At 39.3% G+C, this 22619-nt stretch carries 22 protein-coding genes; 5 read left to right on the top strand and 17 right to left on the bottom strand.

Annotated features, from left to right (window positions below; translation table 11 throughout):
* Positions 1-47: 47 nt before the first annotated feature.
* Both queA and PCY09_RS08820 read left to right on the top strand, forming a co-directional pair.
* Positions 48-1076, top strand: a complete 1029-nt coding sequence (queA, locus tag PCY09_RS08825) for a tRNA preQ1(34) S-adenosylmethionine ribosyltransferase-isomerase QueA (RefSeq protein ID WP_125397245.1) — start codon at positions 48-50, stop codon at positions 1074-1076.
* Between the two features lie 11 nt (positions 1077-1087).
* Entirely contained in the window at positions 1088-1558 is a 471-nt protein-coding gene (locus PCY09_RS08820; protein WP_012130653.1) for an arginine repressor, read from the top strand.
* Between the two features lie 36 nt (positions 1559-1594).
* On the opposite strand, the gene PCY09_RS08815 is transcribed toward PCY09_RS08820, so the two are convergent.
* The 16 genes from PCY09_RS08815 to PCY09_RS08740 form a co-directional block, all read right to left on the bottom strand.
* Positions 1595-2929 carry a dipeptidase gene (locus PCY09_RS08815; RefSeq protein WP_125397246.1) on the bottom strand — a complete coding sequence of 445 codons (1335 nt, stop codon included), beginning with the start codon at positions 2927-2929 and terminating at the stop codon, positions 1595-1597.
* 18 nt (positions 2930-2947) lie between these two features.
* On the bottom strand, positions 2948-4462 hold the full coding sequence (locus PCY09_RS08810) for a YfcC family protein (protein ID WP_045635089.1): 1515 nt from the start codon (positions 4460-4462) through the stop codon (positions 2948-2950).
* A gap of 168 nt (positions 4463-4630) precedes the next feature.
* Positions 4631-5578, bottom strand: coding sequence for a carbamate kinase (gene arcC, locus PCY09_RS08805; protein ID WP_008809517.1), 948 nt, complete (start codon positions 5576-5578; stop codon positions 4631-4633).
* Between the two features lie 175 nt (positions 5579-5753).
* The gene (gene argF, locus PCY09_RS08800) at positions 5754-6770 is read right to left on the bottom strand and encodes an ornithine carbamoyltransferase (protein ID WP_012130656.1); all 1017 of its coding nucleotides are present in this window, start codon (positions 6768-6770) and stop codon (positions 5754-5756) included.
* Positions 6771-6820: 50 nt separating this feature from the next.
* Positions 6821-8050 (bottom strand): arginine deiminase, encoded by a 1230-nt coding sequence (gene arcA, locus PCY09_RS08795; RefSeq protein WP_012130657.1) that lies wholly within the window; start codon positions 8048-8050, stop codon positions 6821-6823.
* Positions 8051-8309: 259 nt separating this feature from the next.
* Positions 8310-8996: a Crp/Fnr family transcriptional regulator gene (locus PCY09_RS08790; RefSeq protein ID WP_008809520.1), complete on the bottom strand. Its 687-nt coding sequence runs from the start codon at positions 8994-8996 to the stop codon at positions 8310-8312.
* Positions 8997-9072: 76 nt separating this feature from the next.
* Positions 9073-9570, bottom strand: a complete 498-nt coding sequence (locus PCY09_RS08785) for a DUF1648 domain-containing protein (RefSeq protein WP_061602176.1) — start codon at positions 9568-9570, stop codon at positions 9073-9075.
* Complete coding sequence (locus PCY09_RS08780) at positions 9557-9838, bottom strand: autorepressor SdpR family transcription factor (protein WP_061602177.1); 282 nt, start codon at positions 9836-9838, stop codon at positions 9557-9559. The genes PCY09_RS08785 and PCY09_RS08780 overlap by 14 nt, the downstream gene beginning before the upstream one ends.
* Positions 9816-10604 carry a YhfC family intramembrane metalloprotease gene (locus tag PCY09_RS08775; RefSeq protein ID WP_061602178.1) on the bottom strand — a complete coding sequence of 263 codons (789 nt, stop codon included), beginning with the start codon at positions 10602-10604 and terminating at the stop codon, positions 9816-9818. The genes PCY09_RS08780 and PCY09_RS08775 overlap by 23 nt, the downstream gene beginning before the upstream one ends.
* 205 nt (positions 10605-10809) lie before the next feature.
* On the bottom strand, positions 10810-11883 hold the full coding sequence (locus tag PCY09_RS08770) for a serine hydrolase (RefSeq protein ID WP_125397247.1): 1074 nt from the start codon (positions 11881-11883) through the stop codon (positions 10810-10812).
* 111 nt (positions 11884-11994) lie between these two features.
* Positions 11995-12600 (bottom strand): superoxide dismutase SodA, encoded by a 606-nt coding sequence (gene sodA, locus PCY09_RS08765; RefSeq protein ID WP_061583078.1) that lies wholly within the window; start codon positions 12598-12600, stop codon positions 11995-11997.
* 72 nt (positions 12601-12672) lie between these two features.
* Positions 12673-13710, bottom strand: a complete 1038-nt coding sequence (gene holA, locus PCY09_RS08760) for a DNA polymerase III subunit delta (protein WP_125397248.1) — start codon at positions 13708-13710, stop codon at positions 12673-12675.
* Positions 13711-13800: 90 nt separating this feature from the next.
* On the bottom strand, positions 13801-16041 hold the full coding sequence (locus PCY09_RS08755; RefSeq protein ID WP_227250358.1) for a DNA internalization-related competence protein ComEC/Rec2: 2241 nt from the start codon (positions 16039-16041) through the stop codon (positions 13801-13803).
* Complete coding sequence (locus tag PCY09_RS08750) at positions 16025-16690, bottom strand: helix-hairpin-helix domain-containing protein (RefSeq protein WP_125397283.1); 666 nt, start codon at positions 16688-16690, stop codon at positions 16025-16027. The genes PCY09_RS08755 and PCY09_RS08750 overlap by 17 nt, the downstream gene beginning before the upstream one ends.
* 96 nt (positions 16691-16786) lie before the next feature.
* Complete coding sequence (locus PCY09_RS08745; RefSeq protein ID WP_125397250.1) at positions 16787-17314, bottom strand: HXXEE domain-containing protein; 528 nt, start codon at positions 17312-17314, stop codon at positions 16787-16789.
* Positions 17315-17352: 38 nt separating this feature from the next.
* The gene (locus tag PCY09_RS08740) at positions 17353-18093 is read right to left on the bottom strand and encodes a 1-acyl-sn-glycerol-3-phosphate acyltransferase (protein ID WP_125397284.1); all 741 of its coding nucleotides are present in this window, start codon (positions 18091-18093) and stop codon (positions 17353-17355) included.
* Positions 18094-18222: 129 nt separating this feature from the next.
* On the opposite strand from PCY09_RS08740, the gene PCY09_RS08735 reads away from it, so the two are divergent.
* From PCY09_RS08735 to PCY09_RS08725, 3 genes are all read left to right on the top strand, one after another.
* On the top strand, positions 18223-20592 hold the full coding sequence (locus tag PCY09_RS08735; RefSeq protein WP_301556709.1) for a cation-translocating P-type ATPase: 2370 nt from the start codon (positions 18223-18225) through the stop codon (positions 20590-20592).
* Positions 20593-20696: 104 nt separating this feature from the next.
* The gene (locus tag PCY09_RS08730; RefSeq protein WP_125397252.1) at positions 20697-21443 is read left to right on the top strand and encodes a tRNA1(Val) (adenine(37)-N6)-methyltransferase; all 747 of its coding nucleotides are present in this window, start codon (positions 20697-20699) and stop codon (positions 21441-21443) included.
* Positions 21433-21699, top strand: coding sequence for a GIY-YIG nuclease family protein (locus PCY09_RS08725; RefSeq protein WP_096755424.1), 267 nt, complete (start codon positions 21433-21435; stop codon positions 21697-21699). The genes PCY09_RS08730 and PCY09_RS08725 overlap by 11 nt, the downstream gene beginning before the upstream one ends.
* Before the next feature lie 17 nt (positions 21700-21716).
* Here PCY09_RS08725 and PCY09_RS08720 read toward each other — a convergent pair whose 3' ends face one another.
* The gene (locus PCY09_RS08720) at positions 21717-22463 is read right to left on the bottom strand and encodes a DeoR/GlpR family DNA-binding transcription regulator (protein WP_008809534.1); all 747 of its coding nucleotides are present in this window, start codon (positions 22461-22463) and stop codon (positions 21717-21719) included.
* Between the last annotated feature and the right edge of the window lie 156 nt (positions 22464-22619).

Genomic DNA, 22619 nt, shown 5'->3' with positions numbered 1-22619 from the left:
GTTGTGCTTACTTTTTATGGATTATATGGACTGTTTAAGGAGAAATAATGAACACTGCCGATTTTGACTTTCACTTACCAGAGGAGCTTATTGCCCAAACTCCTCTTGAAAAACGCGATGCCTCCCGTTTATTGATTGTAGACCGATCAAGCGGAGAATTTTCTGACCAGCATTTTGACTCAATTATTGATCAACTTCAGCCTGGCGACGCCCTTGTCATGAATAACACTCGGGTCCTGCCTGCTCGTCTCTACGGTGAGAAACCTGGGACTGGTGGTCACGTTGAACTCTTACTTTTAAAGAACACTGAGGGAGATCATTGGGAGGTCTTAGCAAAACCAGCTAAACGTCTGAAAGTTGGTGCTCAAGTTTCCTTTGGGGATGGTCGACTGACAGCTACGGTTGTAGAAGAACTAGAACACGGGGGACGGATTGTCCGCTTTGACTATCAAGGGATCTTCTTAGAAGTGCTAGAGAGCTTGGGTGAAATGCCCCTGCCTCCTTATATTCATGAAAAATTAGCAGATCGCGAACGCTACCAAACTGTCTATGCTAAAGAGAATGGCTCCGCTGCTGCTCCAACAGCTGGACTTCATTTTACTAAAGAACTGCTTGCACAAATTGAAGCCAAGGGAGTTAAGTTGGTTTATCTGACCCTTCACGTTGGACTTGGCACTTTCCGACCCGTTTCTGTCGACAATCTAGAAGAACACGAAATGCATTCTGAATTTTACACTTTGTCTGAAGAAGCTGCCGCTACTCTCCGTGAGGTTAAGGCAAATGGTCACCGTGTTATAGCTGTCGGAACAACTTCAATCCGAACTCTAGAAACTATCGGAAATAAGTTCCAAGGCGACATTCAAGCTGATTCTGGGTGGACCAATATTTTTATCAAACCAGGCTATCAGTGGCAAATTGTCGACGCCTTTTCGACCAATTTCCACTTACCAAAGTCGACTTTAGTTATGTTAGTCTCAGCCTTTGCCGGACGAGACCTAACCTTAAAGGCTTACGAACACGCTATTGCTGAGCGCTACCGCTTCTTCAGCTTTGGAGACGCTATGTTTATCAAATAGTAGGTAATTTTATGAACAAAATAGAAAGTAGACATCGTTTAATTCGTTCCCTGATTATGGAGAAAAAAGTCCATACTCAACAAGAACTTCAGGAACTCCTCGAAGCCAATGGTGTTATTGTTACCCAATCGACCTTATCTCGTGATATGAAGGCCCTCAACCTGGTCAAGGTCACTGAAAACAATATTTCTTACTATGTTATAAATAGCATTGCTCCTTCCCGCTGGGAGAAGCGCCTGCGTTTTTATATGGAAGATGCCCTCATCATGCTACGACCGGTTCAGAATCAAGTTGTCATGAAAACTCTCCCCGGACTAGCCCAGTCTTTTGGAGCTATTCTGGATGCACTGGAATTACCTCAAATTGTTGCAACTGTCTGTGGAGATGATGTTTGTTTGATCATTTGTGAAGACAATCCGTCTGCCATTGAATGTTTTGATAAGCTTAAAGAATTTGCCCCACCATTTTTCTTTAGTAAATAAGCAAAAGGAGTTGAAATCTTCAACTCCTTTTTATTTTTATTCTCCAGCCAAACGAAAGATCGTTTCCGCATAGATATCCATTGCTCTGTAAAGGTCATCTAGTTTAGCTCGTTCATTAGCCTGATGTTCCGTCTGCTCTGCTCCTGGGAATAAGGCCCCAAAGGCTACACAGTTTGGCATGGTACGAGCAAAGGTTGCTCCTCCAGATGACATAGCTGGACTATCGTCACCAGTTTTTTCTTGATAAATACTCATCAAAGTACTGACCAACTCACTATCTTTTGGTACATATAAAGGTGCTAGATAATCAAACTCCTCATAAGCCAAGCAATAATCAGATGCCTTGTTGGTCAATGTTTGAACTAATTTTTCTTTGTCTGCTAAAACAGGAATTCGAATATCAATTCGGATTTCTGATTTTTCGGAACTGACTGTCAATCCGGCAATATTAAAAGATAAACTTCCGGATGGTTCATCCGAAACTGGTCCAAATAAGTGGGCTCCTGTTGCATCTTCTCCTACCGCTTCAGCAATAAAGGCTAAAGTAGGATGGGGAGCAAGAACTTGGAGTACTTTAGCCAGTCGAACGATTGCATTGACACCCTCAGCAGCATCTTTAGCATGTTTTGGAACACCCAGAACCGTCACCTGATTAGCCGACACTTCGTAATCAAAGCCTGTCGCTCTTAGGCCCGCAATTACTTTCTCTAAGAAAGGACCCTGATAACTAGCTTTAGCTGGTACAACATTAAAAGCATCTCCAGCTTCAAGTTTGATAAAATCGGACCCCGGTCCATGTAACTTGACCTGTAAAAGCCCCTTTTCGGCATAGGTCAATGGGAAGGATGAATCAGGAGCGAAACCAAGAGTCGCCCTTTCTTCCAATTCATTGTATCTACCCATGCAACGCCAGAGTGTCTCCTCATCTGTTCCGAAAATGAAACGCACCCGTTTTTTGAAGCGAACTCCACTATCCAGCAATGCTTTAACTGCATACAAAGCCGCCATTGATGGTCCTTTATCATCTTGAACACCACGTCCAAAGAGATAGCCATCTTTTTCAGTTGCCTCAAACGGTGGTGTTTGCCAATCTGCTTCTTCACCTGATGGAACAACATCCAAATGACAGAGAACGGCCAGGAGTTCTTCTCCCTGACCGATTTCTGCATATCCATAATAACCTTTAGGATCGAGATAGGTTGTAAAGCCTAATCCTCGACATATTTCTAAAGTTTTTTCTAGGACATCTTGAATAGCTTGTCCAAAAGGTGTTCCATTTTCATTTTCATTAAGAACAGATGGGTAGGAAATAAGAGTTTTCAAAGATTCGAGAAATTCTTTTTTTACTTGTTCTGTTAGATAATTTTTCATGGAAGCACCTCACATCTCTTAACCAATAGCTGGAATGAAGGTACCCAAGAGAAGCAACAAAATGCTGACAACGATAATGGCTACAATCAATTTACCAATGAATTTCCACCAAGTACCAAGGCTGATACGGCCAAGAGCAAGAGCTCCCATAACGATACCTGAAGTTGGTGCTACCAAGTTAAGAACACCTGAAGCTGATTGGTAAGCAGTGATAATCAAGCTTCCTTTAACATTGACAAACTCTCCTAGAGGTGCCATGATACCCATTGTTGCGCTGGCAAGACCAGATGAAGATGGGATTAAGAATGACATTGGCAAGTAGAAAATGTAAGTCAAGATAATGAATAGTTGAGATGACAGACCTTTGAGTCCTTGTTCACCCCAGTGAAGGATAGTCGCAGTAATCATACCATCGTTCATGATAACTTGGATACCACGCGCGATCGCTACGATAAGGGCAACACTGAGCAAGTCAGCAGCACCATTCATGAAGGCTGAGATAATCTTGTCTTCTTTAAGACCATAAACGATACCAATCAAGATACCCATAAAGGCAAAGAGCATTGCGCCTTCTGGGAAGTACCAAGTACCTAAAGCCCCAGTTGAAGAACCAATAATTTTACCAATTACAGGAAGACCTGTTAACCAAGAATTAAAGTTTTCAAAAAGATTGATATGAAGGTCTGTCCAAGGGATAAAGCTGGCAACCATGATAACAAATGTTGCAATGAAGAGATATAAAACATGTTTTTGTTTCTTACTCAAGACAGAAGGTGCATCATCGTTATCTGTTACATTGAAGTGTTTCAAATCTTCTTCTCTTTGGCTATATACCAAAGATTTGGTAGGATCTTTTTGAATCTTATCCGCATAACGATAAACAAAGTAAGTGCTCATTGCAACCATTACAAACCAGAAGATAAGACGTAGCACAATACCATCTGCTGTCGGCACGCCTGCTGTATCCGAAGCGATAACTGTTGCAAATGGATTTAGAGTGGATGCCAAACATCCAATTTGAGATCCAAGTAAGATAATGGCTACGGCTGTAATACTATCAAAACCAACCGCCATCATAACAGGAACAAGAAGTGGGTAGAAAGCCATAGTTTCTTCACCCATACCATAAGTTGTACCACCAAGGGCAAACAAAGGCATAAGGATGACAATCAACATTTTTTCACGGCCTTTGTATTTCTTCACGATAGAAGCAATCCCTACATCTAAGGTTCCAGTTTCATTAACAACACCAAGGAAACCACCTACCATCAGGATAAAGAAGGAAACGTCAATCGCTGCCTTTGTAGGTTCGTGTCCAAGCATCGCACGAATCGGTGCCATGAGAACATCCCAAATCCCTTGAGGGTTAGAAGCAACCTGTTTATATGTTCCAGCAATCAGGTTTCCTTCTTTGTTGACATCATACTGACCAGCTGGAATAATCCAAGTTAGTGCTGCCATAACAGCAATGATAATAATCAACACGGTATAGGAAGAAGGCATCCTAAACCCTTTTTTTGTTTCTTCACTCATTGTTTTCTCCTCCTAAAATCTAACAAAGTGCAAAAAACCAAGCTCTCTTCTTGAATAAATATCCAAGAAAATGTTTATTTATCACCAATATTTTATCATATTGACATGGAAAATACCAGTGTTTTTTAGAGCAAATCTTTTAAACTAGTCTATAGTTCAAAATTTATTTCAGTCTTTTTGAATAATTGTTCCGCTTTCAGACTCAATCAAAGCACCCAGATTTTCTAATGAAGTAATAACCGCTTTACCCTCTGGACGACCGTTAACGAAGGCAATAGCTGCTTCGACTTTTGGAAGCATACTTCCTGGAGCAAATTGATCTTGTTTGATATATTCTTCCAACTGAGCAACATTCACATGTTCTAATTTTTCTTGATCAGGTTTATTGTAGTTTACAAAGACATAGTCTACTCCTGTCAACACGATGAAGAGGTCAGCTTCAACTAACTCAGCCAAACGTTGAGATGCAAAGTCTTTATCGATAACAGCTTCAACTCCTGAAAGATGACCGTTATCTTCCTTAATGACAGGAATACCGCCACCACCAGCAGCTACAACTACTTGGCCGTCATTTAAAAGAGTACGAATTGTGTCGATTTCCTTAATGTCAACCGGTTTTGGTGAAGCAACGACTTTACGCCAACCACGTCCAGCGTCTTCTTTGAAAGTTGCTCCGCTCTTTTCAGCTTCTGCTTTTGCTTCTTCTTCTGAATAGAAAGGACCGATTGGTTTGCTAAGGTTAACAAAAGCTGGGTCGTTCTTATCTACAACTACTTGTGTTACAACTGAAGCAACGTTTTTGTCAATTCCTTCATCCAAGAGAGCGTTTTGCAAAGCATTTTGCAACCAGTAGCCAATGCTTCCTTCTGTCATGGCTACGAGAGAGTCGAGTGGAAAAGCAGGATTCTTTTCAGAATCAGCTGCTAAATGTTGTAACAAGAGATTTCCTACTTGAGGACCATTCCCGTGAGTAATGATAAGGTCATCTCCATTTTTAATCAGTTTCACCAAATGCTTAGCAGTTTCAACTAGGGCTTCCTGCTGGGCTTTTGCTGACGGATCAGATGAAAGGATGGCATTTCCTCCCAAGGCTACAACGATTTTACGATTTGCCATATAATTCTCCTTCAACGCAAAGTAAATGCGTTTTAATTTTGATTACAATAATGTCCTCCAGTTTATTTTTCAATTTAGAAAGACAAACTGTTTGACTATTAAAAATGAGGGCGGACTAAAGCTATTAGTCGCAGCCCTCATAGCTGTTGGTATTACAGTTTAATTGTTTTTAAGGTTATACTTTTGGAATGTAAAGATTACCTAAAGTTGCAGCCATAACTGCTTTAATTGTATGCATACGGTTTTCTGCTTGGTCGAAATGACGAGCATATTTACTGCGGAATACTTCGTCAGTTACTTCCATTTCTTCTACGCCAAATTTTTCAGCAACATCCTTACCATAAACAGTATTTGTGTCGTGGAAAGCAGGCAAGCAGTGCAAGAAGATCAAGTCTTCGTTATCAGCTTTCTTAACCAAATCCATGTTTACTTGGTATGGTTTCAAAAGAGCAACACGTTCTGCAAATTTGTCTTCTTCACCCATTGATACCCAAACGTCAGTGTAAAGTACATCAGCACCTTTCACAGCTTCGTCAGCATCTTCAGTGATTAAGATGTGAGCGCCACTTTCTTTCGCAAATCCTTCTGCCAATTCAACAATTTCTTGTTCTGGGAAGAGTTCTTTTGGAGAGAAGATGTGAACATTAACACCAAGAATTGCACCAGTCACTAGTAAGCTATTAGCAACGTTGTTACGTCCGTCACCACAGTATACCAATGTCAAGCCTTCTAAGCGACCAAAGTTTTCTTGAACTGTCAAGTAGTCAGCTAACATTTGAGTTGGGTGCCATTCGTCAGTCAAACCATTCCAAACTGGAACACCTGAGAATTCTGCCAATTCTTCAACCATACGTTGGCTGAAACCACGGAATTCAATACCATCAAACATACGGCCCAAAACTTTAGCTGTATCTTCAGTTGATTCTTTTTTACCAAGCTGAATATCATTAGCACCAAGATATTCTGGATGTGCGCCAAGGTCGATAGCTGCTGTAGTAAAGGCTGCACGCGTACGAGTAGATGTTTTTTCAAACAAGAGAGCGATATTTTTACCAGCAAGGTAACGGTGCTCAATGTTACGTTTTTTCAAATCTTTCAAGTGAGCTGAAAGACCAATAAGGTATTCTAACTCTGCACGGGTAAAGTCTTTTTCTGCAAGGAAGCTACGTCCTTGGAATACTGAATTTGTCATTCTTTTATTTCCTCTTTCTATCTATTAGAATTTCTTAAGATATTGAACGTTTAGATTTCTTCACGTTCGAATGGCATTGACATACAACGAGGTCCACCACGACCGCGAACCAATTCACTTCCGCGGATCTTAATCAAACGTAAGCCGTATTCTTCTAATTTCTTATTAGTAACTGTATTGCGGTCATACACAACAACAACACCTGGAGCGATTGTAAGAGTGTTTGAACCATCGTTCCATTGTTCGCGTGCTGCAGCAACAGCGTTGCCATCTCCACATGGAATCAATGTTACTTTTTCAACACCAAGGTTTTCAGCAAGAAGTTCTGCCAAATCTCCTTTTTCTTCAACGATCTTCAATTGTTCGTTTTCGTAAGTTACAGAGAAGACGCGAAGATTGCCTTGGATTTCTGGGTGAATAGTAAATTTATCGTAGTCTACCATTGTGAAGACTGTATCCAAGTGCATGAATTTACGGTTGTTAGCAAATTCGAAAGCCAATACTTTCTTGAAGCCAACGTTTTTCTTGAAGATGTTTACCAACAATTTTTCAATTGATGCAGCATCAGTACGTTGTGAGATACCAACTGCCAATACATCTTTAGAAAGAACCAACTCATCTCCACCTTCGATACGAGTATCTTCTTCACGATTGTAAACAAGTTCAACATTTCCACCGTAAACTGGGTGGTATTTGAAGATATATTTACCATACAAAGTTTCGCGGTTACGTGTATCTGCATACATGTGGTTGAGTGATACTGCGTTACCAATTGTAGCAAATGGATCGCGTGTGAAGTAAAGGTTTGGCATTGGATCGATAGCGAATGGATAGTCTGATTCTACCAAGTCAGTCAAGCCTTTTGCTGCTTCTGGAATTTCTGGTAATTCAGCTTTTTGTACACCAGCCATTGTTTTTTCAACCAATTCTTGGTTATCTTTAATACCTTGAAGCAACTCACGAATAGCCACTTTAGTTTGGCGGCCGCGGATATTTGCTTCATCAAGATATTCTTCGATAAATTGGTCGCGAATTTCTGGTGAAGTCAAAGACTCAGCAGCCAGTTTTTCTAGATATAGCACTTCAATACCTTCATTGCGAAGCGCTTGAGCAAAGTTGTCGTGTTCTTTTTGTGCATCTTCCAAAAATGGAATATCATCAAAGAGAAGACGTTCGAGATAGTCTGGCATCAAGTTTTCCAACTCTTTACCAGGTCTATGTAACATAACTTTTTTCAGTTTTCCGATTTCTGAGAAAACATGAATTGGATGTGTAGACATCTACTTTCCTCCTTGTTCTTTGCGGTTTAGGTTTTCCTAAGCCCGTTTACATATATTATTCTAGCATTTTTTGAAAACACTTACACAAAAAAACTGACACTCTAAATGCCAAATTTTTATCACTTTTAGATTTTTTTTAAATATTTTTATGTTTTGAAGCGTTTTCTTTGCATATTTTATATCTTTTATGATTTTTGCGAATATTTATTTTTTTATAAAATCTTTGTTTTTGCTAAAAAAAGAAAGTCGGTCCAGTAGACTAACTTTCTTTGAAATATTTCATAAAATATTCTCTATCAGTAAAAACCAACTGTTTGTGCTCATAGCTGATACGTCCTTCTTCTCTCAACCTTTTGAGAACCTGGTTAACTGTTTCACGGGTTGTAGCTCCTAGTTTAGCCAACTCCTTCATACTAATTGGAAATGGCAAAACATCCCCTGTTTTGCATAAATCCATACATAAGATCGAAAGGGACTGAACAACTCTGTCTGTTGCACTGACCGCAACAACATTTCGCAAGCGTAATTCTTGAAACTCCAAGATTCTGGATAGTTTCTGCGTAATAAACAACAGCTGATTCACATTTTTCTTAGAAAAATCTTCAAACAATTTCATAGGAATACTAAAATATTCCACCTGTGTCACAGCACTTGCAGTATAATGATAGCGCTCATCAAAGAAGATGCCACCATAAGGGAAAACATTCCCCTTTTTTATATAATCAGTATAAGAAAAAGTATCGGTAGCATCATACTGTTCTATTCGAGCATATCCTTGATAGAGAAGAAAAAGGCGATCACGCCGATCTCCAGAAAAAAAGATAATTTGACCTTTAGAAACCTTATGAAATTGAATTTCAATGGCTAATTTATCAAAAGACTCTACTGGAAAATTCTCAAATGCAGGATGCTGGCGGATAAACTGATAATGTTCCTTATTAATCATAATAACCCTTTTTTATTTGATAATGACAGTATATCATAAATACGCTTACAAATAAAGATATATCTATGTATTCAGCTTACAAATAGAAGATGGCAATTATAAACAATAAAAATCCGATTCCTACAAAAAGATAAGCCAGTTTTCTATTCAGGGGTTGTCTGTTTTCTTGTACTTTTTTTGGCAAGTAATTGCCTACAATTATGAAAACCAAAGCAACCACCATGGCTGCTATTTTACGGATATCAAATTCCTCATTTAACCCCCGATAAATGGTAGCTAGATATAGCGAAACAAAGGAAAAAGGGATTATCCAGCGAATAAGGTGCTTAAAGGTTCTATTCAAGATATCTTTGGCAATGGTTGTCCAGTAAATCATAACTTCTAGCAGCATCATGACAATTGGAAAAGCCGAAACTACTAAAAACTTAGGTAAAAAAGCATTTCCTTTTCCAGATAAGTCAAAATGAATAGCCAGGTTTTCTGGTAATGTTTGATAGACCCATACGGCATATAAAACTGGCAAGAGCATGACGCCAAGTGCCCAACCTAATTCTTGTAAACTATTTTTTTTCATTTCCATTTCCTCCTCCGAGAGATTGGAACCAAACTAAAATTTCCTCAAAAACTGTGATATCTAAACTATAATAAATAAAGTTTTTCTTTTTTTCTTCTAATAATAAGCCTGCCTTTTTCAGCTGCGATAAATGGTAGGACACTGTGGCGGGAGTTAGCTCAAAAGCATGAGCTATTTCTCCCGCTGACTTAGGGCCCTGTTTTAGCATTTCTAAAATATTTCTCCGGACTGGATCCGCTAAAGCTTTAAGTGTTTGATTGATTCCCATGATAAGAACCTTCTTTCAGATAACTCTTCATTATTTTCTTGGTCAGATAAGCTAGACCAACTACTTCAATAAAGAATATGGCCTCAACAACTAGAGGTGAAAGCAACTGAATCTGTCCCAGTGCAGGAGCTAGATCAATCAAAGCATGGAATCCTAGAGCAGCTAGAAAATAAATCGGGGCCTTTTCTTTGACTGACTTCCAAGCCCAAAAGCTTAGTAAGACTTGACAGATCACTGCCACGATGCGTTCAAAAACCAAAAGATAGATGCTTCCAGCACTCAGAGACTTAATATAGTCAATCGTTGCTTGAGGAACTGTCGTCACTAACTGCGCATTTCCCTGAGTCACTGCTTGAGCTATAATCCAAAAGTTTAAGAGACTCACAATTCCAACAAACAGAGCCTCAATACCGCCATGCCCCAAGCCATAAGCCAAACCATCGCTAACTGTCATTGGGCGCTTCTTTTGTAACAAGTAAAAGACAATCCATCGGGCTGTTTCTTCAAAAATAGCTGCCACAGCAACACCATAAAGGACATATAGCCAAGGATTTTCCGTCTGCAAAGCTATGCTTCCATCAGCCTGAGGCTGTAAAACAATCCAGTGCAAGATTTTTTCAAGAACTTGGCTTGATAAATAAAAACCAACTCCTCCTAAAAAAAAGACTACTAGAGAAATGTGCTTGCTCTTTTTGAAATAAATAACAGGAACTAAGACTGCCACTAGAATAAGCAACATAGAAATCATAATATGTGTAGTAATCATAGGCATCCTCCCAAAGTATTTCGATTATTTTCTAAATAGAATTATACACCTCTATCTTTTAAGCGTCAAGGATATTTCGATATTTTTCTAAATAGGTTCTTTTATGAGTTTTACTTATACTATTTAAGGTATCATTCATTATAAGAAAAAAAATGCTCAGATCTGTATCTAAGCATACTTTTAAAATTTTATAATTCATTGTCAATTAATTCTTATTAACCCGATGCCATTCATTGATAACATAGGCTAGTTGGCCCACCTGCTCAATTCCAAGTCCGCTGATTTCATCACTAGATTCAGTACTCCCCCCTAAGTAAGCCGTGTAGAGAGCTACAATATAGGGTTTCTCCTCCATAACTAAAGCATCAACATTTAGTGCTTCACGAACATATCCCGGCTTTTGGTAAATTGTAATATCACGTAGATAACGCTTATAATATTCACCAGGGAAGGATTCGCCAATATAGTAAAGAATATCCTTATATTTCTCTTGATTTTTGGACAGATATTCTAGTACTTGGATATAGTAATCCGTTGTGGTCTTATTATTGTCACGACTAATAGTTTTCAGATCACCCTTGGACTGACCATATCGGCTGAACATCTCATAGGCCTTGTCCATCCCACCTAGGCGCTCGGCTAAAGCGTAGGCTGGTGTATTTTCAGAATAAACCAAGGAATACTCTTGCATATCAGGAATCGACATGGCACCATTAAAAGCTGCAACATAATTATCATGTTCTCCTTGATACTCAAAGTGAGTTTGGGTAATATCAAAGCGCTCTTCCATTGATAATTTCCCCTCTGCCACCTCATCTACTACCAACATATTGAGTGGTAGTTTGTAAGTTGAGCCGGCTGTCATAGGCTGAGTATCATTCATGGCAAATGTTTGACCTGTCGTCAGGTCCTTATAAGAAAAGGCAATCTGCGATTGTTCAATTCCCGCTTCAGCTAAATAAGCCTGAACTACCTGAGTCAAATCCAAATTGGCATAGTCATAACGTAAACCTAAAGCATCCATAGTCGGCCCATCCGCCTCCATGACTTTTTGCTTTTCTTCAGGACTTTTTTGAACAGGCTTGGTTTCTTCTGGTTTTTCTATAGTCGCTTCTTTGTCTTTTTGACTCTGATGACTAGCGGAGCTTGTAGATTCAGCATTCATCCGACTTTGTTTCTCATAGGCCATCTTCCACTCAATAGCAAAGAAGATAAACAAACCGATCAGGCAGAGGCTGGAAATGACAGCAACGGCAATTGTTATATATTTTTTAGTCAAATTTTTTCTCCTAATTTTTAGTATTATAAAAAAATATGAGAAAAATAACAAGTCTAAAGGGCAAAATAATGACTAAAAAAGCGAATCTAAGTGATTCGCTCCTAGTTTCTATTATTTAGCTGCCGCATAAAGTTCGTTAACTTTATTCCAGTTGATTACTGAGAAGAAAGCTTTGATGTAATCAGGACGAACATTACGGTATTTAACATAGTAAGCATGTTCCCAAACATCCAAGCCCAAGATTGGAGTCTTACCTTCTGAGATTGGAGTATCTTGATTCGCAGTTGAAACTACTTCTAATTTGCCTTCTTTATTGACAACCAACCAAGCCCAGCCTGACCCAAAACGAGTTGTTGCTGCAGCTGTGAAAGCTGCTTGGAAGTCTTCAAATGAACCAAAGGTAGCATCAATGTCAGCTGCCAATTCTGCAGAAGGAGCAGTCTCTTCTGCTGTCATCAATTCCCAGAAAAGAGCGTGGTTAAGGTGTCCACCACCATTGTTGATAACTGCTTGACGGATATCAGCTGGAATAGACTCGACATCAGCCAATAATTTTTCTAAATCTTCGCCAATTTCAGGGTGTTTTGCAAGTGCTGCATTGACATTTGTTACATAAGTATTATGGTGTTTGTCATGGTGCAAGTGCATAGTTTCTTCATCGATATATGGCTCCAATGCATCATAAGCGTAAGGAAGATCAGGTAAAATAATTGCCATTTGCAAAACCTCTTTTTCTTTATTTATTATGAAAATGATAACGCAATCATGTTTTTTTTTCAACTATTTTGCTTACAGATTTCCAGTTGCAATCCTAAGCAATGCAAGATCAAATAGATAATCCTTTTCGTAAAGTCCAGATTTAATCTGATAATCTGTTTCAATCAAGCAAGCCATCGTTTTTTTCAAAAAGGATAGATCCAAGGAACGGGCATCCTTTAAGGCAAACTTGACTTGATAAGGATTGACCTTGCGTCCCAGATAATCAGATAAGTCCGATACAATCTGGCTTTCTGCCCTGCCATTTCCCGACAAAATCTTGACCTGGGTAAAAATACGGAACTGCCCCAACATGATAGCAATCAGTTTGATTTCATCCTCTCCTTGTAGTCTTAGGTCACTAACAAGACTTCGAGCTTCATCAACCCTTTGATTTAGGATTAACTGAGTCAAGTCAAAAATATTGTCCTGCAGGGTCTTTGGAATAGCTTCTGTAACATCTTCAAGCTCAATCTGACCATCTGGCTTATATCCCTTTAAAAAAGATAAATTCTTACTAATTTCGCTAAATTGAAACCCCGATTTAATCAAGAGCTGATCAAACACTGTCGGAGCGAACTGAAGATTATCTACTTGAGCCACTTTACTAAAATAGGACCTTAAATCCTGTTCTTTCGGCTCTGATGCTTCAAAAATCTCTGCATCTCGTTTTAAAAGCTTAACAATTCTACGTTTGCTGTCTAACTTTCCTTCCGCAAAGATAATTAGCTTGGTTGTCTCAACTGGATGTTCCAAATACGTCTCAAAAGACTTCAATTCATCATCTGACAAATTTCGCTTTTTAGCAGTTGTGATATCTATAAAATGATCTAGAATAATAATTTTTTCATCTGAGAAAAAAGGAAGACTCACCAAGTCTAATTCCACTTGCTGGTAATCTACTTCCTTCATATCAAATAGCGCATAATTCAAGTCAGCTGCATTAAATTCAATTTGCTTCAACAACTGTTCTTTCAGCAATTCGAACTGTCCCAAATCATCTCCTGTTAATACCGTAAGGGGAGGTAAATTGGATAATTTTATATTTTTGATGGCCTCAATTGCTAACAAGAAATCTTTCTCCTAGTTTGTCTTATTTTGGTTCTCTATATTATACCACAGAGCTTAAGATAATGCCTGTCCAATCTCATTCCTAAGTGGCTAGCGAACTGTTTCTATCTTCCAAGAATTCCATCCTTTAAATCGAATAGCTCCCTGCTCATCTGTTCGTAAAATCTTGGTCTGAATTTTTTCAAATCTTTCTAAAGTTTCCTGATGCGGATGCTGGTAGCGATTGTTTTTACCAGCTGAAATCAAGGCCAACTTAGGCTTAATATGCTCTAAAAATTCTGGACTAGAAGACCCTTTGGATCCATGATGCCCAGCTTTGAGCACATCTACTCTTAAATCTGGATAGGCTGTCACCATCTGACCTTCACCTGGAGCTTCTAAATCTCCTGTGAAAAGAAACTTGGTCCGGAAAAATTCACCATACAAGACAATAGAGTCATCATTACCACCATCTCCTTGAGCAAGCGGGTAGAGCACTTCCAGGGCCGAATCAAAAATAGGAAGCCGATCTCCTACTTCGACTACATGAACTTTAGCTTTCATCTTCTTTAACTTGCCTACAAAATCAGACTGAGTCATACTTCCTTTGGAAACATAAATTTCTCGGATAGAAAAATGCTTGGCCAACTCCAACATATCTCCCATATGGTCTGTATCTGTGTGAGTCAGGACTAATTGATCCAAGTGGTCCACTCCTCGGCTTTTCAGGTAAGGGATTAAGGTCGTTTCCGCATTACTTTTTCTCACGCGCTCTTGCCAAGCCTCTTTTTTTCCAATCTCCACCCGTCCTCCTGTATCAATTACGATAGTCCTACCTCTGACATCTCTCAGAAAAATACTATCCCCTTGTCCAATATCAACCACTGTGATTTCATTTTGCAAGGGATATTTACTTAGGAGAAATAGCAAGATTGCTAACAGACTCAGACCAGCCTTAATCTTTTTTTGTTTTCTAAAATCATAGAGTAAGGCTAAAGCTAGTAGAAGAAGAATAAGCAAAGTCAGATTGGGCTGACCTAAAACTATTGGCCTTGTTGACAGACCAGCTACCCAACGTATAACTATTTCCAGCCATTGGAAAAAGATGTTAACTTGAGTGATGGCAAACAAAGGCGAAAGGACAAAAATTAGACTCAAGAGAGGCAACATAAATACATCAAAAACGATTGAAAAAAGGAAGGTTAAGAGGATAGACCAAGGCTGGAATTCTGCAAAATAATAGATAAGAATTGGTAAAATACCTAACGAGATGCTTAAACTCTCTAGCACTGCTTTGCGAAAAACACTAGAATCTTTAAAGTCCAACATCGTGATGATAAAGGCATAAGCGCAAGATAGGACTCCGCCTGTTGTCAGGAGAAAGCTTGGCATAAGAAGCATTAGGACCAGCATGGTCATCGCAAAATTATCCAAGCGCCTCACTCCAAATTGAGACAACAACTTTTGCACTAAACTTCTCACTACTGACACAGAAAATCCGGTCAAACCAGCATAAACAAAGGACAAAGGGAATTGCAACCAATCTACCGTTTCCATCCTTAAGCCTATGCGCAGAAGAATTTTCCGAAAGGCATCCATAAAAAAGCCAACCTGCATTCCTGATAAAGCAAAAAGATGGATAATTCCTAAACTTGAGTACAAGTCATTCATCTCTGCAAATTCAATATCCAAATCACCAAACAAGAGTCCTGTCATGTAGTGACTCATCGGGCTTGGAAAAGTAGACTTAATGAAAACCAAGGCCTTCCTACGCCAAACAGACAGCCAATCAAATGGATTGATAGATTGACTAGAGTGACTGGACATAATCCTACTGATCTTAACCGTCCGATAGATTCCCTGACTTTTTAAATAAGCCTGATAGTCAAAGCCAGAGAAATTGCGCCGTTCTTCTGCTAGATTAAACTCTGCTTCTATCTCTAAAGTGACCAAGTCAGTTAGTTTTTGAAAAGTTTTTTTCTCTCTTGGACTTGCTAATTTGTAGTAGAGCTGATAGAGTCTGCCACCTATTCTACCACGGAATGACAGGGAATCTCCATTTACTTTAATTGTATCTGGTAAAACTAAGACTTGTCTTGCTGGAGCTGGTTGAGACTGAAAGGTTCGCTCCGCCAACTCACGTCTAACATAAAAAAAAATAGAAAAAGCAATTAGGATCGCTACAGTTGGCAACCATTTCTTTCTTGGATAATGCCAGATTAGGCGAGCTATAAGCAGAAAAACTCCAAGATAAGCGAGCTTTTCCCCACTATAAATAGCGAAGTAAAGCCAAACCAAAAGAAAGCACAAATAGATTGGTGAAAGGGGAAGTTTTTTAATCCACTGTGACATATTCTTTTAATTTTTCCAGAGTTTTGGCCCCAATACCTGATACATTTTTCAGATCATCTACAGACTTAAATCTACCATTGGCTTCTCGGTAAGCAATAATATCCTGAGCTCGTTTTTGTCCGATGCCTGAAATAGTTTGAAAGTCTGCTTCTGTTGCTGTATTTAGATTGACCAGCGCGGATTTCGCCTGGCCCGTTCCTGATGTTGCACTTGCAGGGGCACTCGTCGTAACATCTACAGCATTTTCTCCGACCTTGGCTACATATACTACCGCCTCGTCGCTCAGTTTCTGAGCCTGATTGACGGATTTTAAGTCAGCTTCGTCAGTTAAACCACCTGCCTTTTCTAAAGCATCATGAACACGACTATTAGACTGCAACTGATAGACACCAGGCTTTTTTACCGCCCCCTTGACATCAACTGTAACCAACTGATCTTCTGTCTCGGCTTGACTGATTTCATTGCTCTTGTTACTTTTTTCATCCTTATATGAGCTAGAGGAAGAAGTTTGCTCTGTCAATTGCTGGACATCTGTCACTCCTTGATCTCTTCCTTGTAGTAAAATAAAGCCCGCTACAATCGCTCCTAATAAGCCTAGACCTAAAGCAATTTTATATTGCTTTGCTTTTTCTATCAAATCTTCTATCATCATTTCTCCTTTAACAAAATTAAGTATCACCTATTTATTCGTAAAAGAAGAAAAAAAGCCAAGTAAACTTGACTTTTGATCATTTTAAGATACTTATTAATTCCTTTTACTGATTCTATAAATCCAGGCATGAATCTTTGGAGCCTGTTTATGTAGAAAGAGGAGATTACTTAGGAGAGCTAGCATGACAAGAATGCTAAGCAGAATCAGTAAAACCCAAGAAACTGAATTCTGAGATAAATAGACTGCTAAAATCACTAACAAGATTGGAAAGGTTAGAACTGCAGTCAGTCCACCTGGAACCAAAGAGCGAAATTTTATAACCTGACTAATGTGGCCCAATAAATGCAAGGTATGACAGATAGTAATTGCTAAGGCCAACTCAGAAAATCGGCAGAGAATTGCTACTAAGAGCAGGAGGAAAGCTAAAATAAATTCCTCAGCAATCATCAAGGCTAAGCTTTCAGCAGAAGGATAACTTGACTTTCCTGCGATGAACATTTCCTTCTGATAAGCAGGGTAATCTTGATTCTGCTTGATCCAAGGTTTGACAAGTATAATTTCATCGAACTCATGAATCATAAAAAGCGATAGGACGATAAAAGACAACAAGGCTAGTGACATAGCTGCTCCTTTCTCCTAAAAGAAAATGATAACTAAACCTACTTTGTATGTTTATCCGGATCCCAGACGAAGCTAGCTAGGAAGCTAAAAAGAATGGTTAAAAGACCAATGATGGCTGCTGGAACAAAGGCCAACAAGCGCAATACGCGCCATAAGATGTTTGGCGCTTTAGCTTTTTGATAAGGTACTACTTCAGCATCAAGCCGATCAAATTCAGCTTGAATCCGTCTTGCCACTTCTTCAATCCCTGCGTCATCCATCCGCTTAATATCAGAAATATCAATTGGATTACCAAAATTCATATCCACCCGTTGACCAGAAGCTAATCCCTTAAGAGACATAGGACCAGCGTAAATGGCTGGCATAATCCGAACCTTGGACATTTTGGCAATAACAGCTACGCCACCCTTTACATCTGTTGAATGGCGACTACCACTTGGAAACATGATCAAGGAACGATTGCTCTTTTTCAACATATTGACGGGGTATTTGATAGCTGAAGGTCCCGGATTTTCACGATCAATAGGGAAGGCACCACACATCCGAATCCACCAGCCGAAAATACGATTTTTAAATAACTCTTTTTTAGCCATAAAGATAAATTGCTTAGGCTTGGTAGCAAAAGCCATATAAACAGGATCCCACCAGGTCCTGTGTGGTGCGACTAAAATATAATTCTCATCCTTAGAAGGAATTTTATTCAAATTATGATAATGGGCATTTCCATTTAAAGCCCATAGAATAAACATTACTAATCCTCTTAAATAGGTATAAAACATAATCATAAACCTTTCTATGCATTCACTTTTCCATTATACCTCAACCTTCTATCAACTGCAATGTTTTTCATTTTTGCTTGGAGGCAGATTCCATTAGAAATTTTCCCTAAAAAATGATATGATAGCGACATGGAAAATATGAAAAACGTTACTGGTTTAACATCTGACCAGGTGTCTGAAAAAATCCAACAAGGCCTAACCAACGATTTTACGGCTAAGACCAGCTCCAGCACTTGGGATATTATTAAACGCAATGTCTTTACACTATTTAACGCTCTAAACTTTGTTATTGCTCTTGCGCTGGCTTTTGTTCAAGCCTGGAGTAATATGGTATTTTTTGCAGTCATATCATTCAATGCCTTAACCGGTATTATGACTGAGCTTCGGGCTAAAAGAATGATCGACAAGCTGAATCTTATGACTAGAGAAAAGATTAGCGTTATTCGAAATGGCCAGCAAGAAAAAATAAATCCTGAAGAAATCGTTTTAGAGGACGTGATTCAGTTGTCAGCTGGAGAACAGGTTCCCAGTGATGCTATTGTACTAGATGGCTTTGCAGAAGCCAATGAAGCCATGCTTACTGGTGAAAGTGATCTTGTGCTTAAAGAAGTTGGCGATCAATTGCTGTCGGGTAGTTTCTTAGCTAGCGGGCAAGTCTTAGCCCAAGTATCTCAAGTAGGGGCTAATAACTACGCTGCAAAACTAATGTTAGAAGCCAAGACCCTTAAGCCACTCAACTCTCGCATCTTGGATTCTTTGAATAAAATCGCTGCTTTTACCGGAAAAATCATCATCCCCTGCGGATTAGCTCTCTTTTTTGAAGCCTTACTCATCAAACAGCTTCCTGTCAAAGACTCTGTTATCAATTCATCAACAGCCCTGTTGGGTATGCTACCAAAAGGAATTGCCCTGTTGACTATCACTTCGCTCTTAACAGCTGTTATTAAGCTGGGGATGCGCAAGGTCCTGGTCCAAGAAATGTACTCAGTTGAAACCCTGGCTCATGTGGATACTTTATGCTTGGATAAAACAGGAACTATTACTGAAGGTAAGATGAAGGTTGAGCAAGTTTATCCCTTGTCAGAATCTATTTCAGCAGAAACAATTTCAGACATTTTAGCTAGCTATATGACCAACAGCGATGATAAAAATCCTACTGCTCAGGCCATTCGTAAAAGATTTCCTTCAGCCCAAACAAAATATCAAACTTCCAATACCATCCCCTTCTCCAGTGATCGAAAATGGGGAGCTATGGAAATGGAACCCTTTGGGACTATCTTCCTAGGGGCACCAGAAATCTTGCTTCATCAGCAAAACCTAAAACCAGTTCAAGAAGCCCAAGAACGTGGTTCTCGTGTTCTAGCTCTGGCTTCTAGTACTGATAAGCTTAACCACCAGCACATGACGCTTCCCCAACAGATTGAAGTTCTGGCTGTCTTAGAAATTACAGATCCTATCCGGCAAGGGGCTGCTGATACACTCGAATACTTGCGATCCCAAGACGTTAATCTGAAAATCATCTCTGGTGATAATCCAATTACTGTTTCAAATATTGCCGCTAAGGCAGGCTTTGAGAATTATCAAAGCTATCTTGACTGTTCGACTGTCTCAGATACTGACTTGATTGCTACAGCTGAAGAAACGGCTATCTTTGGCCGTGTGTCTCCTCACCAGAAAAAACTCATTATTCAAACCCTGAAAAAAGCAGGCCATACAACAGCCATGACTGGTGACGGGGTAAACGACATTCTAGCCCTGCGCGAAGCAGACTGCTCAATTGTTATGGCTGAAGGAGATCCTGCGACACGGCAGATTGCTAATCTCGTTCTTCTCAACTCAGATTTTAATGATGTCCCTGAGATTCTTTTTGAAGGTCGGCGCGTGGTAAATAACATTGCCCGTATCGCTCCTATTTTCTTGGTGAAGACCATCTACTCCTTTATCTTGACCATGATTTGTATCGCCAGTGTCTTGTTAGGAAATAAAGAATGGCTTCTTGTCTTTCCTTTCATTCCAGTGCAAATCACTCTCTTTGACCAATTTGTTGAAGGTTTCCCTCCATTTGTGCTGACATTCGAGCGCAATATCCGTCCGGTAGAGCCTAAGTTCCTTAAAAAAGCAATTTTCAAAGCCCTGCCAAGCGGACTCATGGTTGTCTTCAGTGTACTATTTGTCCGAATTTTCGGTGCTTATAATGGCTGGAGTTCTCTTGATATGTCTACAGTCTCTTACTACTTACTAGGAACCATTGGTTTTCTTTCTGTTGCTCGTGCCTGCATTCCACTCAATCTTTGGAGAATTCTTCTCATCATCTGGTCTATTGGAGGATTTTTCGGAACAGCCTACCTCCTTCGTTCCTTTATCGAAATTGGAACCTTGACCAGTCAAACTACCCCTATCTTCCTTATCCTAGCTTTTGTTTTCAGCCTTATTTTTATCTTGGTCAATTATCTCCAAGAAAAAAATGAAAAATCCGATAATGCCCAATTCAGCAATTAAAGATAGAGTTACTAAATATTCATTAAAGTTCTAACATTTTTCTAGTTAGAACTTTTTTCTATTCAAGATTGAATTCGTCCTTTGACTCGTGCTATAATAACACTATGGAAAAAGCAGTATTAAAAGAAGGAGAACGGCTGGATCAGCTCTTTTCTACTGACGTTAAAATCATTCAAAACCGAGAGGTCTTCAGCTATTCTGTTGATAGTGTTCTGCTCTCTCGCTTTCCAAAATTACCCAAGAATGGCTTGATTGTAGACCTCTGTGCTGGCAATGGCGCTGTCGGCTTATTTGCCAGTGCCCACACTCAGGCTAAGATTATTGCAGTTGAGATCCAGGAACGTCTGGCAGATATGGCGCAGCGCTCCATCCAACTTAACCAGCTTGACCAGCAAATGCAAGTCATTCATGACGATTTGAAAAACCTTCCTCACTACATTCCTTGTAGTAAGGTTGATATGATCTTTTGTAATCCTCCCTATTTCAAGGTTGACAAACATTCCAATCTCAATGAAAGCGAGCACTATCTCCTAGCCCGACATGAGATTTCAACCAATCTTGAAGAAATCTGTACTGTCGCCCAGCGTGTCCTCAAATCGAACGGTCGCCTTGCTATGGTTCATAGACCCGACCGCTTCTTAGATATTTTGGATACTATGAAAGCTCATAACCTGGCACCAAAAAGAATCCAATTTGTCTATCCCAAGATGGGTAAAGGAGCCAATATGCTTTTGATTGAGGCTATTAAAGATGGCTCAAGGGACGGCTTAAAGATACTACCACCTCTCATTCTGCATGAGGAAGACGGTAGCTATACTCCAGAAATATATGATATCTACCATGGAAACTAAAGCCTATATGTATGTCTTAGAGTGCACTGATGGTACTCTCTACACCGGTTATAGCACGGACGTGCAAAAGCGTTTGGATGTCCACAATGCAGGAAAAGGTGCAAAGTATACTCGTGCTAGACTGCCTGTTAAACTGCTTTATCAGGAAGAATTCCCTGACAAATCTTCTGCCATGTCAGCAGAAGCTCTCTTCAAACAGAAAACTCGCCAAGAAAAATTGGCTTATATTGAAGCACAAAAAAATGCCCAACACTAGTTTGGCATTTTTGTTTTTTATAAAACTTTTGTATAAGATTGATACTTATCTTTCATTCTCTGCGAAATATTGTCATCCGTTACAATAGCATTCACGTCATCTAAGCGATAAAAAGTGTAGAAAGAATAACTATCAAATTTACTATTATCAGCGACAATATATTTTTCAATCGCATTGTTAAGGATAATAGCATCCGCATTTCCCTCTTCTTCATTAGCTGTTGTAATATTGTGACCATCAATTCCATTAGCCCCAATAAAAGCCTTAGAAACCTTGATTTCTTTGAGTAAATTAACGGCAAATTGTCCTACAAAAGTTTGCGTTTTAACCCGATAACGACCACCAATCAAAAGGATATCATAGTGAGGATTATCCTTTAACTTTTCAAAGATTGGCAAGGAATTGGTAACAATATTAACAGTCTTATCATCAAGGAAATCTCCAATCAAAGCTGTTGTAGTACCTGAACCGATAAAAATTGTATCTCCTGAAGAAATGAGATCTGCACATTTTTTAGCAATCGCTTCTTTTTCTTCCGTGTTGATCATGATTTTTTCAGTATGAGGAACTTCCACTAAGCCATCTCTAACTTTTTTATGTGCCCCTCCATGAACTCGAACTAAAAAACCTTGCTTCTCAAGATCAATTAAATCACGACGAATGGTCATATCCGTTACATCCAAAAGATCCTTTAATTTCCTAACAGATACCAGACCCGCTCGGTCAAGCTCCTGCAGAATAATTCTATGTCTACCTTCCTTCATTTACCTGCTCCTTTTGTTTATTGTTAAAATGAGATGGCAGCGCCTAATCTTTAACATTATTGGTTAATCCGTATTCAATGTAATGCCTATCTTAATATGAGTAGGCCTTCTACGCTTATTATACTACACTATTTTAAAAAAATACACATAAAAATA

The sequence above is a fragment of the Streptococcus sp. SG2 genome, assembly GCF_030439925.1.
GTDB classification, from domain to species: domain Bacteria; phylum Bacillota; class Bacilli; order Lactobacillales; family Streptococcaceae; genus Streptococcus; species Streptococcus gordonii.
The sequence above is the reverse complement of the archived record's forward strand: the minus strand, read 5'-3'. Positions and strand labels throughout refer to the sequence as shown.